A 17,076-nucleotide genomic window follows, 5' to 3' on the forward strand; every position below is an offset into this window, starting at 1 on the left:
CCGGGGCCACGAGACCCTCGTCCGCGGCCGCCCCTGGTCCTGCCGGTGGACGCCGCGGCGGCCCGGACCGTACCGGCTGGTCTCCCGCGCCCGGCCGGGGCCGGCCGACACAGAGCCCCGGGCCCACGCCTCGGATAGGGTGAATCGGTACGAATCAGGCCCCCCGGGGTGAGGTCGGTGCGGTGGACACTTACCAGGCGACGAGCGAGGTACCGGACCCGCCGGCGGCGGCCGTCGGGTACGCGGGCGTACTCCGCGAGCTGCTGCCGATCGCCCTGTGGCGGGAGGACGCCGACGGACGCGTCGTGGAGTGGTCGCTCGCCGCCCAGGACCTGCTCGGGCACCGGCCCGAGGACATCATCGGCCTCCCCGGCAGCGCCGTGCTCGTCCCCGAGGCCAACCGCGAGCTCGCCGACCAGCTGACCCGGCGCGTCCAGTCCGGCGAGACCGTCGTCGGCACCCTCCCCGTGCGCCACCGCGACGGCCACCGCGTCCCGATGGAGATGTGGATCGTCCCCGCGGCCGACCCGCAGGGCCGGACGGGCGCCATGCTCATCGCCGTGGAGACCTCCGAGGTGCTCCACATGCGGGACTCCCTCGCCGCCCTCCAGAGCCTGTTCACCCAGTCGCCCATAGGCCTCGCCACCCTCGGCACCGACCTGCGGTTCCTGCGCGTCAACGACGCCCTCGCCCGGATGAACGGCGTCTCCGCCGCCGAGCACCTCGGCAAGCGGCTCACCGAGGTCGTCCCCGGGGTCAACGCCGCCGCGCTGGAGGCCACGATGCAGCAGGTCCTCGACCGGGGCACCGCAGTCGTCGACGTCCGCCGCACCGGGCGGACCCCCTCCGACCCGGAGCACGACCGGACCTGGTCCTGCTCCTACGCCCCGCTGCTGGACGGTTCCGGCCGCGCCCTCGGCGTCATCGCCTCGCTCATCGACATCACCGAGGGCCAGCAGGCCCAGGCCGACGCCGAACGGGCACGGCACCGGTTCGCCCTCCTGGCCGAGGCGGGCACCCGGATCGGCACCACGCTGGACCTCCACCAGACCGCCCAGGAGATCGTGGACGTACTGGTGCCGCAGCTCGCGGACTCGGCCGACGTACAGCTGCTCGAAGCGGTCCTGCTCCCCGACGAGGGCCCGGTGCACACGGCCTCCGCACGCGGTGTCCTGCGCCGCCTGGCCGCCCACTTCCCCGACCCGACCGCCCCCACCGCGAAACTCGCCCCCGGCCAGACCTTCCAGATCCCCATGGGCACCACCTACGAACAGGTCATCGCCGAGGGACGGCCCATGAACCTCTACCTCGCCGACATCCCCGCACTGATCACCTCCCCGCGCGCCGGGGCACTGCGCGGCTACCTCGCCACCCTGGGCTCGGCCCGCCTCGTCCCGCTGGTAGCCCGCGGCACCGTGCTCGGCGCGGTCGCGGTGACCCGCACGCGCGCACGCGAACCCTTCGACGAGCAGGACTGCGTCCTCGTCGACGAGCTGGTGGCCCGAGCGGCCCTCAACATCGACAACGCCCGCATGTACACCCTCCAGCGCCAGGCGGCCCTGACCCTCCAGCGCAGCCTCACCAACAACGCCCTGCCCGAGGTCCCGGGCCTCGAACTCACCGGGCGCTACCTGCCCGCCAGCGACCACGACGTCGGCGGGGACTGGTACGACGTCATCCCGCTGCCCGGCGGCCGGACCGGGCTGGTCATCGGGGACGTCATGGGCCACGGGATCCACGCGGCCGCCGTCATGGGACAGCTGCGCACGGCGGTACGCACCCTCGCGAGGCACGAGGTGTCCCCGGCGCAGCTGCTCCGCTCGCTCGACGCCGTCGTGGCCGACCTGGGCGAGGACGAGATGGCCACCTGCGTGTACGCCGTGCACGACGCGGAGTCCGGCGCCTGCGTGATCGCCCGGGCCGGCCACCCGCCGCCCGCCGTGGTCACCCCCGACGGGGCCGTCACCTTCCTCGACGGCCCGCCCGGGACCCCGCTGGGCACCGGCGGGCACGACTTCCGCACCGAGGAGGTACGGCTGCCGCCGGGGAGCCTGCTCGCCCTCTACACCGACGGCCTCATCGAGGCCCGGGACCGGGACCTCGACCAGGGCATGGCCGAGCTGGCCGGGGCCCTGCGCGGGGTGGAGCAGCCCCTGGAGGAACTGTGCGACGGGATCCTGCGGCTGCTGCTGCCGTGCGCCCAGCAGGACGACGTCGCGGTGCTGCTGGCCCGCACCCGGCCGGTGTGACCCACGGCCCCGGCCGCCGGCACCCTGCGCCGGGGCCCGGTGCCGGCCGCCCCGGCCGCCAGGGGGCCCGGCCCGGCCCCCGGCTCCCCGCTCACCAGGCCAGGTCCTCCAGCGCGTCCAGGTCCAGCGGGTCCGCCGCCTGCGGCTCCGGGCCCCCGGTCAGCGGCAGCTCGGCCCAGATGACCTTGCCGCGCTCCGTGTAACGGGTACCCCACCGATCGGCGTACTGGGCGACGAGGAACAGCCCGCGGCCACCCTCGTCGGTGGTCGCCGCGTACCGCAGGTGCGGTGAGGTGCTGCTGCCGTCGGAGACCTCGCAGACCAGGCTGCGGTCACGCAGCAGCCGCACCCGTACGGGCGCGCTCCCGTACCGGATGGCGTTGGTGATCAGCTCGCTGAGGATCAGTTCGGTCGTGAACGAGATCTCCTCCAGCCCCCACGCGGCGAGCTGCGCCGCGCCCGCGTTGCGCACGCGCGAGACGGCCGAGGCCTCACCCGGCACCTCCCACTCGGCGATCCGGTCGGCCTCCAGCATCCGGGTGTCGGCGACCAGCAGGGCGATGTCGTCACCCGGCACCGGGAACAGCATTGCGGCGAGCACGTCCGAGCAGGCCTGGTCGGGGCTGCGGCCGGGCCGCGCCAGCACCTCGCCCAGCAGATGCAGTCCGGCGTCGAAGTCCCGGGCCCGGTCCTCCACCAGGCCGTCCGTGAACAGCACCAGCCGGCTCCCCTCGGGGAGCATGAACTCCGCGGCCTCGAAGGGCATGCCGCCCACGCCCAGGGGCAGCCCGGCCGGCAGCTCCAGGAACTCGACGTGCCCTCCGGGACGGACCAGCGCGGGCCCGGGATGGCCGGCACTGGCCATCAGACACCGCCCGGAGACCGGGTCGTAGACCGCGTAGAGGCAGGTGGCACCGGTGACCGCGGCCGGCTCGGCGGTTCCGTCCGACGCGTTCCCGGCCGGCCCGTACCCGGCCGCCGCGTCGACGCCACCCCCGCCCGCGGGGACGGTCCCGGTCAGGTTCTGGTCGATCCGGTTGATCAGCTCGTCCAGGTGCCCGAGCAGCTCGTCGGGGGGCAGGTCCAGGGTGGAGAAGTTGTGCACCGCGGTCCGCAGCCGCCCCATGGTGGCCGCGGCGTGCACCCCGTGCCCCACGACGTCGCCGACGACCAGCGCCACCCGGCCGCCGGGCAGCGGGATCACGTCGAACCAGTCCCCGCCCACCCCCGCCTTCGCGGGCAGGTAGCGGAAGGCCACGTCCACGGCGTTCTGGGCGGGCAGCACCCGGGGCAGGAGGCTGCGCTGGAGCGTCACGGCCATCTCGTGCTCACGGGTGAAGCGGCGGGCGTTGTCGATGGAGACGGCCGCGCGCGCCCCCAGTTCGGCGGCGAAGGACCGGTCCTCCTCGTCGAAGGCCTCCGGGGTGTCGGCGGCCCGCCAGAAGTTGGCCATGCCCAGGACCACGCCCCGGGCCTGCAGCGGTACGGAGATCAGCGAGTGCAGCCCGTACTCAAGGGCCACCCGGGTGCCCTGGGAGTCCTGGGCCCGCCAGCCCATGGCCGCGTTCAGGTCGGCCGCGAGCACCGCGTGCCCGGCGTCCAGGGCCGCCGCCATCGGCGCCGTCGGCACGACGAACCGGATGATGTCGCCGACCGGCTGGAGCGGCGAGTCGGCCCGCACGCCGGTGATCGCGGCCCGGCGCATCTCGGTGTAGATCCCGGTGGCCAGGGAGGGCTCGTCGCCGTGCAGCACCGGCTCCAGAAGCTCCACCGTGACGAAGTCCGCGAACCGGGGGACGGCCACCTCCGACAGTTCCTCGGCGGTCCGCACCACGTCGAGGGTCGTACCGATCCGCACCCCGGCGTCGTAGAGGAGCTGGAGCCGGCCACGGGCCACCTCGGCCCGGCCCGAGAGCGCGGCGAGCTCGGTGGAGTCGCGCAGCGTCACGACGCTGCCCGTGGACATGCCCTTGTACTGCGCGGTGGGCCGTACGTTGACGGCCAGCAGCCGGTCGCCCGCCAGATGCACGTGGTCCGTCACGACCTCGCCGGAGGCGAGCAGTTCGGCGGTGCGCGGGTCCAGGCCGAGGTCGGTGACGTGACGGTTCTCGGGGTCGGGCGGCAGGCCGAGCAGACGGCGCGCCTCGTCGTTGGCGAGGACGAGCCGCTGGTCGGCGTCGACGATGACCACGCCCTCGCGGACGGCGTGCAGGACGGCCTCGTGGTGCTCGTTGATGCGGGTCATCTCGGCGGCGCCCAGGCCCCGGGTCTGGCGCCGCAGCCGGCCGCTGACCAGGGCGGCGCCGCCGGTGCCGAGCAGCAGGGCGCCGGCGGCCGCACCGAGCAGCAGCGGGAGCTGGCCCTCGACGACCTGCGAGACGTTCTCGACTTCTATGCCGGTGCCCACCAGACCGATGACGGCGCCCTCGGCGTTCCGTATCGGGACGATGGCCCGGACGGCGTCGCTCGGCTGGCCCCGGAACGTCTCCGTGAAGGCGTGCCCGGCGAGGGCGCGGCTGAGGTCGCCCGTGGCCCGCCGGCCGATCAGCTCGGGCCGCGAGTCGGTGTAGCGGATCCCGTCGGTGTTCATGACGGCGATGAAGTCCACACCCGAGCCCCGGCGGGCCTCCTCGGCCAGCGGCTGGAGCACGGCGGTCGGATCCGCCGCGACCAGCGCGGACGCGATGCCGGGGGCGTGCGCGAAGGCCTCGGCCGCCGCGAGCGAGCGGTGACGGGCGTCGCGCTCGCTGTCGTACCGGGCCTGGAACAGCAGGGCCGCCGCGGCGGCGGCGATCAGCAGCAGCACGATCATCGCCTGGAGGGCGAAGACCTGACCGGCGACGCTGTGCGCCCACCGGGCCAGGCGCGCGGACAGCCGCGAGCCCCACCCGGTCGGCTGGCGACCAAAACGTCCGGTCATGAGCCCTTTCTAACACTGTCCGGGGTGTTTGGTGCGACTGCCGGTGCGCGGGAGGCCGCACGGTACGCGCGGGGGCCCTGGCCGACGTACGCGGTGAAGTGCTGGCGGAAGGTGACCTCACTCGCGAAACCGGCCCGGCGGGCCACCTCCGGTACGGGATGGTCGGTGCGCTCCAGCAGCTTGCGGGCCGCGTCCAGCCGGTGGCCCAGCAGCCACCGGTGCGGGGTGGTGCCGGTCGCGGCGGCGAAATGCCGGGCGAAGGAACGCGGGGACATCCCGGCCCAGCCGGCCATCGTCGCCACGGACAGCGGCTCGTGCAGCGAACGCAGCGCACGCGCCCGTACGGCGGCCAGCGCCTCTGCCGTCCGGTCAGCGGCCGGAACGGGCCGGTCCAGGTACTGCGCGTGGTCACCCGTACGGAACGGGCCCGTCACCATGGAACGGGCGATCGCGGCTGCGGCCTCGGCGCCGTGCGCCTCCCGGACGAGGTGCAGGCAGAGGTCGATCCCGGAGGCCACCCCGGCGGAGGTCCACAAGCCGCCGTCCTCGACGTAGAGCGGGGCCTCCTCGACCACGATCCCCGGATAGCGGGCGGCGAGCTGCGGGGCCAGCCACCAGTGGGTGACCGCGCGCCGGCCCTCCAGCAGACCGGCCTCCGCCAGGATGAACGCCCCGGCGCACAGGGCGGCGACCGGAACGCCCCGGCCGTGCGCCTCGCGCAGCGCGGCGAGGACCGGCGCGGGCGTCGGATCGGCCGGCTCGGCCAGCGCCGGCACGACGACCAGGTCGGCGGTGGCCAGCCAGTCCAGACCCCGGTCGGGGGACAGGGTCAGCCCGCCGGGCAGGGGGATCGCACCGGGCTCCAGGGCGCACCGGCGCAGCTCGAAGCCCGGTACCCCGGCGTGGCTGCGGTCGGGGCCCCAGACCTCGGTGATGACGGCGAGGTCGAAGCTGCGGATACCGGGCTGGACGACGATCGCGACACGGCGCATGCGGCCAGTCTGCCAGGCTGGCAGGATCCCATCGGTACGGAGCCTCGCGGGCGCTGTCGGGCCCGTGGTCCGGCGGACAGCATGGAGCCATGACGACGCACGCGATCGAGATCGCCCACGACAGTGCCCTGCTGGTCATCGACGTACAGAAGGGCTTCGACGAGGAGTCCTTCTGGGGGCGCCGCAACAACCCGGCGGCCGAGGACAACATCGCGGCCCTGATGGACGCCTGGCGGGCGGCGGGCCGGCCGGTGGTCCTCGTCCGGCACGCGTCGGTGCAGCCCGGTTCCGTCCTCGCCGCCGACCACCCGGGCCACGCCTTCAAGGACCTGGTCGAGCAGCGGAGCGAAGGGGCCCTGGTGATCACCAAGACGGTGAACTCGGCCTTCTACGGGACTCCGGACCTGGCGGAATGGCTCAAGGCCCGCGGCATCGGCCAGCTGGTGCTGGTCGGCATCCAGACCAACATGTGCGTCGAGACGACGGCCCGGATGGCCGGGAACCTGGGCTACGACGTGCTCGTCCCGCTCGACGCCACGCACACCTTCGACCTCGCCGGGCCGGCGGGGCTCGCCCTGACGGCGGACGAGCTCGCCAGGGCCACCGCGGTGAACCTCCACGGCGGCGGCTTCGCCCGCGTGGTCACCACGGCGGACCTCCTCACGGCGTAGCCGTTCCCGGCCCCGCCGACGGCGCCATTGAGCCTCGCCGGGGGCCAGATCAGTCTCGTCGGCCTCAAACCCAGCCTCGCCGGCGTTTGAGGCGCCGGTCCGGGCGGAGCCCGGTGCCCGGCGGAGCCGGGTTTCCTGGGGCTCCGCCCCAGACCCCGCGCCTCAAACGCCGGCGAGGCTGAACGTGCTCGGCGAGGCCGGATTCGGCGGGGCCGGAAAGGGTGAGGGCCCGGACCCCTGGGACAGGGGTCCGGGCCCTCAGGGGCCAGACGGCCGCGTCAGAGGACGTCGGCGGCGATGTTGGCGGCGACCCGCTCCAGCAGGGGACCCGCGTTCGGGATGGACTTGGCCGGGTCGGGCTCCAGGTCCGTGAGCGGGTACGCCTTGCGGATACCGGCGCCCTCCAGGGCCTCCTGGGTCAGCAGCAGCCGGCCGCAGACGGCCACCACGGGCTTGCCCGCCGCGCGCGCCGCGGCCGCGACGCCCGCCGGGGCCTTGCCGTGCAGGGTCTGCTCGTCCAGGGAGCCCTCACCGGTGATGACCAGCGTGGCCCGCTCCAGCGCGGGGGCGAAGCCCAGCACCTCCAGCATCAGCTCGATGCCGGGCCGGAACGTCGCGCCGAGCAGCAGCGCCCCGTAGCCGATGCCGCCCGCGCCACCGGCGCCCGGGAGCACCGCGCACTCGGCGGCCTTCGCGCCGATCGACTTCTCCAGGACCACCGCGAAGTGCGCCAGCGCCGCGTCGAGCGTCGCCACGTCCTCGGGCGAGGCCCCCTTCTGCGGGCCGTAGACCGCCGCGCAGCCCTTCGGGCCGGTCAGCGGGTTGTCCACGTCACTCGCGAGGACGAACTCCACCTCCGCGAAGCGCGGGTCGACACCGGACAGGTCGGCCGAGGCGAGCTCGGCCAGCGCACCGCCGCCCGGACCCACCGGTTCGCCGTTCGCATCCAGGAACACGGCGCCCAGTGCGGCCAGCATCCCGGCGCCGCCGTCGGTGGTGGCACTGCCGCCCACGCCGAAGACGATCGTGCGCGCGCCCGCGTCGAGCGCGGCCTTGAGCAGCTCGCCCGAGCCGTACGTGGTGGCGGTCAGCGCGGCGAAGGTGCCCGCCGGCAGCAGCTGCAGTCCGGAGGCCTCCGCCATCTCGACCACCGCGGTGCCCCCGCGCAGCGCGTAGGCGGCCGTGACCTGGTCGCCGAGGGGTCCGGTGACCCGTACCTCCCGCCGTTCGAAGCCGGCCGCGACGGCTGCCGCGACCGTTCCGTCGCCGCCGTCCGCGACGGGGAGGGTCTCGATCTCCACGTCCGGTACGGCCCTGCGAAGGCCGGCCGTCACCCGCTCCGCGACCTGCACGGCCGTGAGCGAGCCCTTGAATTTGTCCGCGGCGATGAGCACGCGCGCGGCCTCGTTTACTGCTCCGTCCGTCACCTTGCTATTCCCTTGCTATCGAACAGTGCAGTCGCGCCGCCATGAGCTTATCCGGAGGATCCTCCTATGCCCATGAGTGGCCTGGGCCACACCCGGCGCGCCATGCCCCTAAATAGGGATATACGCCTGCATAGTGTGGCCGCATGAGCGCGGAATCACTGGAACAGCCACGTCCGGACACCCCACCAGGGGGATCCGGCGGGCCCGCGGACGGCGTGCCCGACCGTGCCGTCGTCCTCATCGGGGTGATCGCCGTGCTGGCCGTCGTCGCCTGGGCGGCCCTGGCCGGCGACTCCTTCGACACGGCCTCCGGAACCGCTCTCTCCTGGGTGCTCGGCAACTTCGCCTGGCTGTTCGTGATCGCCGCCGACGTCTTCCTGGTCATGTGCGTCGTCCTCGCGATCAGCCGGTTCGGCCGGATCCGCCTCGGCGCCGACGACTCCGAGCCCGAGTTCACCAACCTCGCGTGGATCGCGATGATGTTCAGCGCCGGCATGGGCATCGGCCTGATGTTCTACGGGGTGGGGGAGCCGCTCACCCACTACCTGGCCCCGCCCCCGGCCTCCGGGGCGGCCCCCGCCACCGGCGCCGCCGCCCTCGCGGCGATGGAGTACTCCTTCTTCCACTGGACGCTCACCCCCTGGGCGATCTACGGCATCGCCGGTCTCGCCCTGGCCTACGCGACCTTCCGCAAGGGGCGGGGCAACCGGCTCAGTTCCGCCTTCGTCCCCCTCATCGGCCGGGAGCGGGCCGACGGCGCGCCCGGCAAGGCCATCGACCTGCTGGCCGTGTTCGCCACCGTCTTCGGCACCGCCACCAGCCTCGGCCTCGGGGCGCTCCAGGTCTCCAAGGGGCTCGGTCTCACGACCGGCATCGACGACTCCGTCACCGTCCAGCTGGTCATCATCGCCTCCCTGTCGGCCGCCTTCGTCCTCTCCGCCTTCTCCGGCCTGCACAAGGGCGTGAAGTGGCTCAGCACCATCAACCTCGTGCTCGCCGCGACGCTGATGCTCTTCGTCTTCGTGCTCGGCCCCACCGTCTACATCCTCGACGTGATCCCCTCCAGCGTCGGCGGGTACCTGAGCGAGCTGGTGCCCATGGCCAGCCGCACCGGCGCCTTCACCGACTCCAAGTGGCTCGGCGCGTGGACGATCTTCTACTGGGCCTGGTGGCTCTCCTGGGCTCCTTTCGTCGGCACCTTCATCGCCCGCATCTCGCGCGGCCGCACCATCCGCGAGTTCCTCGTCGGCGTGCTGCTCGTCCCCAGCGGGGCCACCGCGATCTGGTTCTGCGTCATGGGCGGTACCGCGATCCGCCTGGACTCCACCGGCGCCGTCGACTTCGCCCTCAAGATCAAGGACGGTACGGAGGCCTCGCTCTTCGCGATGCTGGACGCCCTGCCGCTCTCCGCGGTCACCTCGTGGGTCGCCATGGTGCTGGTCATGACCTACTTCGTCACCAGCGCCGACTCGGCCTCCCTGGTGATGGGCTCGCTGACCAGCCGCGGCTCCCTCAACCCGCCCACCTGGCTCGTCGTCACCTGGGGCGTGCTCATGGCCGCCGTCGCCGCCGTGCTGCTCGTCGCGGGCGGTCTGAAGTCCCTGCAGACCGCCACCATCCTGGTCGCGCTGCCCTTCGTCGTCGTCATGATGCTGCTCTGCTGGGCCCTGGTGAAGGAACTCCGGGCGGACCCCGGGGCCGGACCCGCGCGCCACCACCCCCTGCACGGGATGCGGGACGCGGTCCGGGCCATGGTCGGCGACGCCATCACCGAGCAGCGGGCGGACCGCCGCCCGCTGCCCGTGGCCGGGCCAGGGAGCCGCGAGTACGGGGACGGCGAAGCCCCGGGGTCCCCACAGACATGACGCCTCGGGGCCCCGCACCCCGGGCCCGGACGCCTCGATAGGGTTGCCGCGTGACCACCGCAGATGACTACGCCACCTACATCGCGAGCCTGCCCCGGGTGCTGGCCGGCGCGGCCGCCCTCTACCGGGACGCCGAGGGCAGGGTCCTGCTCGTCGAGCCCAACTACCGCGAGGGCTGGGCCCTGCCGGGCGGAACCATCGAGTCGGACCAGGACGAGTCGCCGCGCACCGCGGCCCGGCGCGAGAGCGCCGAGGAGATCGGCCTCGACCTCCCCCTCGGCCGTCTTCTCGTCGTCGACTGGGTGCTGGGCCCCGGCCGCCCGCCGCTGGTCGCCTACGTCTACGACGGCGGGGTACTCGACGGGGCCCAGCTCGCCGCCGTCAGGCTGCAGGAGGAGGAGCTGATCTCCTGGCGGCTCGTCGAGCCCGCCGAACTCGCCGCCCACCTGCCCGAATCGCTCGCCCTGCGCGTCCAGGAGGCCTACCGGATCGCGCAGTCGGGCGAGGGCACCGCGGAGCTGGAGAACGGCCGGCGCCCGGCCGCCTCGTGACGGGGCGCGCCGTAACACCGGACTTACCTCGACCAGGACAGAATCAGCAGATGATCACGATGTACGCCTGGCCCAGCACCGCCGACGGGCCCGACGCCCTCCCCATGGTGCACTTCACCACCGACCAGCAGGCCGGTGGTGAAGTCACTCCGGAAGGGACCCCGGTCTGGCTCTTCGACACCGCGATACGCGAGGGCGGCTGGGCGCAGTTCACCGATTTCGAGAGCTGGTCCGTCCCGGCCGCCGGCTGGCAGGCCTTCTACCGCCGCGAGGACGACCTCCTCGCCGTCTCCGGACCCGGCTCCTGCGAGGGCTGGTACCAGGGCAACCTCGGCGCCGACCCCGACTGGGTGGCGGCCGCCGCCGCCCAGCAGAGCGTGGTCCTGCTCGCCGCCCCCGTCCAGCACCCCTCGCTGTACGGCTACGCCGTGGAGGCCGGAGCCGCCTTCGCACTGCTCGTCCCGCTCCTCGTCGTCTGACGGGCCCGGTCAGGCCAGGATCTTGGCCTTGGCGCGGTCGAACTCCTCCTGCGTGATGTCGCCCTTGTCCTTGAGGGCGGAGAGCTTGTGCAGCTCGTCCGCGCTGCCGCCGGAGGCCGCCGTCTTCTGGACGTAGGACCGGAAGGCGGCCTCGTTCTCCTGCACCTGCTTGATGTCCCGTTCGCCCATGCCCTTGCCCCTGGCGATGAGATAGACGAACACGCCCAGGAAGGGCAGGATGATCACGAAGATCAGCCAGCCCGTCTTCCCCCAGCCGCCCAGGCTGTGGTCACGGAAGATGTCCGTGATGATCTTGAAGAGCAGGAAGAACCACATGATCCACAGGAACAGGTACAGCATCGTCCAGAAGATGTTGAGAAGCGGATAGTCGTCCATGCCGGACTCCGATCATGTAGCGGTATTCCATTCATACAACCGCTGCAAAAACTCCGCATTTCAGGACAGAACTCAGACCCGTTCCCCGGACTCGAAAGCCAGCAGCCGCACCTTGCGGTCCAGCCCGCCGCCGTAGCCGGTCATCCCGCCCGACGCGCCGATCACCCGGTGGCAGGGCACGATGATGCCGACCGGGTTCTTCCCGTTCGCCAGGCCCACCGCGCGCGAGGCGTTCGGCTTGCCCAGCCGCGTCGCGAGCTCCCCGTACGACCACGTCTGGCCGTACGGGATGCGCACGAGCTGGTCCCAGACGCTGCGCTGGAACTCCGTGCCTTCCAGGCGCAGCGGCAGGTCGAACTCCGTGAGCTCGCCCGCGAAGTAGGCGGTCAGCTGGCGCGCCACCTCGGGGAACGGCTCCTCGGCCGCGGCCACCCGCTCCCCGAAGGACTCCTCGGCCGGGCGGTGGCGCTGCCCGGTCATGTAGAGACCGCTGAGGACCCCGTCCGTGGCGACCAGGGTCAGCGGGCCGTAAGGGCTGTCGACGACGGTGTGCGTCTTGGTGCTCATGGTGGATCGCATCTCTGGTGCTCCTCAGACGGGCAGGTGGTTGACGGGGTGGGTGTCGGTGGCCCACAGGTACTGGACGGCGTACGCGCGCCAGGGCCGCCATGCGGCCGCCCGCGCGGTCAGCGCCGAGGGAGTGGACGGCAGTCCCAGCCCCTGCGCCGCCCGCCGGATCCCCAGATCCGACGGCAGGAACGCGTCCGGGTCGCCGAGCGCCCGCATCGCGATCACCTCGGTGGTCCACGGGCCGAAGCCGGGCAGCGCCGAGAGCTGCGCCCGCGCCGCCTCCCAGTCACTGTCGAGGCCGAGGGCCAGCGAGCCGTCGGCCAGCGCCGAAACCAGGGTGGTCAGCGTGGCGCGCCGGCTGCGCGGCAGGGCCAGCGCCTCCGGGTCCAGCCCGGCGAGCGCCTGCGGGGAGGGGAAGAGGTGGGTCAGCCCGCCCAGCGGGTCCTCGACCGGCTCCCCGTGCGCACCGACCAGCCGGGCCGCGTGCGTGCGCGCCGCCGCGGTGGAGACCTGCTGGCCCAGCACCGCCCGTACCGCGAACTCCGGCGCGTCGACCGTACGGGGTACCCGGCGCCCGGGAGCCTTGTCCACGAGCGGGGCCAGGAGCGGATCGGAGCGCAGCTGCTCGTCGACCGCCTCGGGGTCGGCGTCCAGGTCGAGCATCCAGCGGCAGCGGCTGATCGCGATGGTGAGGTCGCGCAGGTCGGTCAGGGCGAGCCGGCAGCCGATGTGGTCGGGCTGCGGGGTCAGCGCGACGACCCCGGTGCCGTACGGCAGGCGCAGGGTGCGGCGGTAGGCGCCGTCGCGCCACTCCTCGACCCCGGGGACGGCGGTCGCGGCGAGGTGCCCGAAGAGGTTGTCGGGGTTGAGCGGGGCCCGGAACGGCAGCCGCAGACTGATCGTCCCCGGGATCCGGGGCGGGGCGTTCCTGCTGCGGCCGGCCTTGACGGCCCGATCCCGGAGCTCGCGCGGGGCCAGGGCGAAGACCTCGCGGACCGTGTCGTTGAAGGTCCGGATGGAAGAGAACCCGGCGGCGAAGGCCACGTCGCCCATCGGGAGCTCGGAGGTCTCGATGAGCAGCCGGGCGGTCTGGGCGCGCTGGGCCCGTGCCAGGGCCAGGGGACCGGCCCCGAGCTCGGCGTTCAGCTGCCGCTCGACCTGGCGGGTGGAGTACCCCAGCCGGGTGGCCAGACCCGGCACCCCCTCCCGGTCGACGACGCCGTCCTGGATCAGCCGCATCGCGCGCGCGACGGCGTCGGCCCGGGCGTTCCACTCGGGCGAACCGGGACTCGTGTCGGGCCGGCACCGCTTGCACGCCCGGAACCCGGCCTGCTGGCAGGCGGCGGCGCTGGGCAGGAAGGTCATGTTCTCGACCTTCGGCGGCACGGCGGGGCAGCTGGGGCGGCAGTAGATCCGGGTGGTCAGGACGGCGGTGAAGAACCAGCCGTCGAAGCGGGCGTCCTTCGACTGCACGGCCCTTACGCAGCGCTCGGTGTCGGTGTGCATGGCTCTAGGATCCGGTGTCGCGGGACCGCCGGCTGGCGGTTTTCCGACATCAAGCCTAGCCGGGCAGCGGCGGGGGTGGGGGCGGGGCCGGGTCCGGCGGTGGGGCGGGGGCCGTCCGGGGTAGGCATGATTTATGGCCCCTCGGGGAGCCGGAAAGTGCTCCGGGAGTGAGGGCCAACAAATCACGTTTTACACCCCGGACGACCCCCGCCCCACCACCGGCCCCGACCCCGTCCCGCGTCGGGTACGGGCTCCTGTCGGACCCGGGGTCGGGAACGAGGGCGGGAGGGGTCGGCGGCGGGGTGGGGAGTGTCCGGGGTGTAAAACGTGATTTGTTGGCCCTCGCTCCCGAATTCCTGGGCGACCCGGCTCAGGGGCCATAAATCATGCCTACCCCGGACACTCCCCACCCCGCCGCCGACCCCGGCCCCGACACCCCCGCCCCCGGCGTCACCGTGCTCCGCGGACCGGCCCCGCCCAGGGAACCGCCCCGCCCAGGAATCGGCAGAAGGCCCCGGATGCCAAGGGCATCCGGGGCCTTCTCACAGGTACAGCTAGCGCAGCGACCCCGCTCGGGCTTCGCGGCGGTTGTGCCGGAAGGTGTTGGCCCTCCGGGTCGTCGCGAAGAGCGGAATGGTCGCCGCCATCGCGATCTGCAGGGCGCAGCCGGTCTGCAGCAGCAGCTGGCCACCCGGGGCGTCGAACGCCCAGGCCGCCAGCAGTCCCATCGCGCTGATGATCCAGCAGAGCATCGCCACGGCGAGAACACCCCGCGGCTTGGGGTACTCGACCCGGCTCACCATCAGCCAGGCCACCCCGATGATCGCCAGCAGCGTCGGGACGAACGGCAGCTCCAGCAGCACGATCGAGACGACCGTCAGCGCGCCGAAGGGGCTCGGCATGCCCTGGAACATGCCGTCCTTCATCGTCACGCAGCTGAATCTCGCGAGTCTGAGCACCACGGCGAGCAGCACGACGATCGCGGCCAGCGCCGACATCTTCTGGTGCGCGTCGACGGCGACCATGCCGTAGACGAGCACGAAGTAGGCCGGCGCGAGGCCGAAGCTGATCAGGTCGGACAGGTTGTCCAGCTCGGCGCCCATCGGCGAGCTGCGCAGCTTGCGGGCCACGATGCCGTCGAACAGGTCGAAGACCGCGGCGAGCAGCATCAGTATCACTGCCGTCGCGGCGCTGTTGCGGGCCATGCCCGATTCGCCACTGCCGGTGAGGTGCGGGATGAGGATTCCGGTGGTGGTGAAGTACACCGCCATGAATCCGCACGTCGCGTTACCGAGCGTGAGGGTGTCCGCTATCGACAGCCGCAGCGAGAGCGGCATGTCGTCCTCGGCGGACTCCTCCTCGGCAGGTTCGGGAACCCAGCCGGCGGCCGGAGTCTCAGGGTCAGTCACGGTCAATTCGTGTCACCCCCGCGGTGGTGGCCTGACCGACCTCGACCGCGACCTCGACGCCCTCGGGGAGGTAGATGTCGACGCGGGAGCCGAAGCGGATCAGACCGATGCGTTCGCCCTGCTCCACCTTGGTTCCGGCCGGCAGGTACGGGACGATGCGACGGGCGACGGCGCCGGCGATCTGCACCATCTCGATGTCACCGAGTTCGGTGTCGAAGTGCCAGACGACGCGCTCGTTGTTCTCGCTCTCCTTGTTGAACGCCGGGACGAATCCGCCGGGGATGTGCTCCACGGACGTCACCGTGCCCGCGAGGGGCGCGCGGTTGACGTGGACGTTCAGCGGGCTCATGAAGATCGCGACCCGGGTCCGTCCGTCCTTCCACGGCATGATGCTCTGCACCACACCGTCGGCGGGCGAGATGACACGGCCCTGAGCGATCTCTCGCTCGGGGTCGCGGAAGAACCACAGCATGCCCGCGGCGAGCGCGGTGGCGGGCACGGCCGCCGCGGCCCAGCGTCCGGACTTGCGGGCCCGGGTGAGGCTGAGCGCCGCGGTGGCCACGGTCGGCAGGAGCCACGGCGATGCTCCGCGCGCGAGGCGTACGCCAAGGAGGCTGTCGCGAGGTGCAGAGGTTTGGCTGTGGGGCATGGATGACCTTCGTAGCGGGTGATTGCCGCGCCGTAAACGGGGGGACGGGACGGCGGCTTTACTGGAATGCTATCGGTTGCGCGCAACAACTGGGCAAGCCAGAAGCCGAGTCGATGACGGTCAGCCAGTTACTGCCAGTGATCCTTTCGCAACGAACCCATGGATGATTCGCTGCAAAAGGGACTTTCAGCCCTGAAGCCGGTACTCCTCGAGCAGGCGTCGCCCGATGATCATTTTCTGGATCTCGGCGGTACCTTCGCCGATCAGCAGCATCGGGGCCTCCCGGTAGAGACGCTCGATCTCGTACTCCTTCGAGAACCCGTATCCACCGTGGATACGGAAGGCGTCCTCGACGACCTCCTTGCAGTACTCGGAGGCGAGGTACTTCGCCATCCCTGCTTCGAGGTCGTTTCGTTCCCCGGAGTCCTTTTTGCGTGCTGCATTGACCATCATCGCATGGGCGGCTTCGACCTTGGTAGCCATCTCGGCGAGCTTGAACTGAATCGCCTGGTGTTCCGCGATCGCCTTGCCGAAAGTGTGGCGTTGCTGGGCATAAGAGACACCCAGTTCGAAAGCACGCTGAGCGACACCGCAGCCACGCGCCGCCACGTTGACGCGGCCGACCTCGACCCCGTCCATCATTTGGTAAAACCCTCGGCCCGTCTGCCCGCCGAGTACCCGATTGGCCGGAATGCGCAGTCCGTCCATGATGAGCTCGGTCGTGTCGACACCCTTGTAGCCCATCTTGTCGATCTTGCCGGGGATGGTCAGGCCGGGGCGGACCTCACCGAAGCCGGGCTCCTTCTCGACGAGGAAGGTCGTCATCGACTTGTGGGGCGCGGTGCCCTCGGGGTGTCCTTCGTCACTCCGGACGAGGACGGCCACGAGCGTGGAGCTGCCACCGTTGGTCAGCCACATCTTCTGGCCGTTCAGGACGTACTCGTCGCCGTCCTTCACCGCCTTGGACGAGATGGCCGACACGTCGGAGCCCAGCGCCGGCTCGGACATCGAGAACGCGCCGCGCACCTCGCCCAGCGCCATGCGCGGGAGGAAGTGGTCCTTCTGCTCCTGCGTGCCGTGCTGCTTGAGCATGTACGCCACGATGAAGTGGGTGTTGATGATGCCCGAGACGGACATCCAGCCACGGGCGATCTCCTCGACGCACAGGGCGTAGGTGAGGAGCGACTCACCCAGGCCGCCGTACTCCTCCGGGATCATCAGGCCGAAGAGGCCGAGTTCCTTGAGGCCGTCGACGATCTGCTGCGGGTACTCGTCGCGGTGTTCGAGCTCGGTCGCGACCGGGATGATCTCCTTGTCGACGAACTCGCGGACGGTCTTGAGGATCTCCCGCTGGACGTCGGTCAGCCCGGCGGTCTGGGCGAGTCGGGCCAT

The 17,076-nt window shown here is 72.3% G+C and carries 14 protein-coding genes; 5 read left to right on the top strand and 9 right to left on the bottom strand.

What is annotated here, in order from left to right:
- Window positions 1–182 precede the first annotated feature (182 nt).
- Window positions 183–2,249, top strand: a complete 2,067-nt coding sequence (locus DEJ51_RS27580) for a SpoIIE family protein phosphatase (protein ID WP_150260288.1) — start codon at window positions 183–185, stop codon at window positions 2,247–2,249.
- A gap of 91 nt (window positions 2,250–2,340) precedes the next feature.
- On the opposite strand, the gene DEJ51_RS27585 is transcribed toward DEJ51_RS27580, so the two are convergent.
- Complete coding sequence (locus tag DEJ51_RS27585; protein WP_150260289.1) at window positions 2,341–5,169, bottom strand: SpoIIE family protein phosphatase; 2,829 nt, start codon at window positions 5,167–5,169, stop codon at window positions 2,341–2,343.
- The gene (locus DEJ51_RS27590) at window positions 5,166–6,161 is read right to left on the bottom strand and encodes a GlxA family transcriptional regulator (RefSeq protein ID WP_150260290.1); all 996 of its coding nucleotides are present in this window, start codon (window positions 6,159–6,161) and stop codon (window positions 5,166–5,168) included. The genes DEJ51_RS27585 and DEJ51_RS27590 overlap by 4 nt, the downstream gene beginning before the upstream one ends.
- Before the next feature lie 89 nt (window positions 6,162–6,250).
- Here DEJ51_RS27590 and DEJ51_RS27595 point away from each other — a divergent pair, with 89 nt between their 5' ends.
- Window positions 6,251–6,832: a cysteine hydrolase family protein gene (locus DEJ51_RS27595; protein ID WP_150260291.1), complete on the top strand. Its 582-nt coding sequence runs from the start codon at window positions 6,251–6,253 to the stop codon at window positions 6,830–6,832.
- Window positions 6,833–7,110: 278 nt separating this feature from the next.
- Here the strand turns inward: DEJ51_RS27595 and DEJ51_RS27600 are convergent, their stop codons facing one another.
- Complete coding sequence (locus DEJ51_RS27600; protein WP_150260292.1) at window positions 7,111–8,259, bottom strand: glycerate kinase; 1,149 nt, start codon at window positions 8,257–8,259, stop codon at window positions 7,111–7,113.
- Window positions 8,260–8,402: 143 nt separating this feature from the next.
- Here DEJ51_RS27600 and DEJ51_RS27605 point away from each other — a divergent pair, with 143 nt between their 5' ends.
- Genes DEJ51_RS27605 through DEJ51_RS27615 form a run of 3 tightly spaced genes read left to right on the top strand, consistent with a single transcriptional unit; the run spans window position 8,403 to window position 11,154 of the window.
- Entirely contained in the window at window positions 8,403–10,124 is a 1,722-nt protein-coding gene (locus DEJ51_RS27605) for a BCCT family transporter (protein ID WP_150260293.1), read from the top strand.
- A 50-nt stretch (window positions 10,125–10,174) separates the two neighbouring features.
- On the top strand, window positions 10,175–10,675 hold the full coding sequence (locus DEJ51_RS27610) for an NUDIX domain-containing protein (RefSeq protein ID WP_150260294.1): 501 nt from the start codon (window positions 10,175–10,177) through the stop codon (window positions 10,673–10,675).
- Between the two features lie 50 nt (window positions 10,676–10,725).
- Window positions 10,726–11,154 (top strand): hypothetical protein, encoded by a 429-nt coding sequence (locus DEJ51_RS27615; RefSeq protein WP_150260295.1) that lies wholly within the window; start codon window positions 10,726–10,728, stop codon window positions 11,152–11,154.
- Window positions 11,155–11,163: 9 nt separating this feature from the next.
- Here DEJ51_RS27615 and DEJ51_RS27620 read toward each other — a convergent pair whose 3' ends face one another.
- The 6 genes from DEJ51_RS27620 to DEJ51_RS27645 form a co-directional block, all read right to left on the bottom strand.
- Window positions 11,164–11,550, bottom strand: a complete 387-nt coding sequence (locus tag DEJ51_RS27620) for an SHOCT domain-containing protein (protein ID WP_150260296.1) — start codon at window positions 11,548–11,550, stop codon at window positions 11,164–11,166.
- A 72-nt stretch (window positions 11,551–11,622) separates the two neighbouring features.
- Window positions 11,623–12,129 (bottom strand): methylated-DNA--[protein]-cysteine S-methyltransferase, encoded by a 507-nt coding sequence (locus DEJ51_RS27625; RefSeq protein ID WP_150260297.1) that lies wholly within the window; start codon window positions 12,127–12,129, stop codon window positions 11,623–11,625.
- Window positions 12,130–12,141: 12 nt separating this feature from the next.
- Entirely contained in the window at window positions 12,142–13,626 is a 1,485-nt protein-coding gene (locus DEJ51_RS27630; RefSeq protein WP_150260298.1) for an AlkA N-terminal domain-containing protein, read from the bottom strand.
- 554 nt (window positions 13,627–14,180) lie between these two features.
- Window positions 14,181–15,041: a CDP-diacylglycerol--serine O-phosphatidyltransferase gene (gene pssA, locus DEJ51_RS27635; protein ID WP_190620678.1), complete on the bottom strand. Its 861-nt coding sequence runs from the start codon at window positions 15,039–15,041 to the stop codon at window positions 14,181–14,183.
- Window positions 15,028–15,684, bottom strand: coding sequence for a phosphatidylserine decarboxylase (locus DEJ51_RS27640; RefSeq protein WP_030010161.1), 657 nt, complete (start codon window positions 15,682–15,684; stop codon window positions 15,028–15,030). Before DEJ51_RS27640 ends, pssA begins: the two co-directional genes overlap by 14 nt.
- A gap of 186 nt (window positions 15,685–15,870) precedes the next feature.
- On the bottom strand, window positions 15,871–17,076 hold the full coding sequence (locus DEJ51_RS27645; protein WP_030027413.1) for an acyl-CoA dehydrogenase family protein: 1,206 nt from the start codon (window positions 17,074–17,076) through the stop codon (window positions 15,871–15,873).

Source organism: Streptomyces venezuelae (genome assembly GCF_008642275.1).
Taxonomy (GTDB): Bacteria; Actinomycetota; Actinomycetes; order Streptomycetales; family Streptomycetaceae; genus Streptomyces; species Streptomyces venezuelae_E.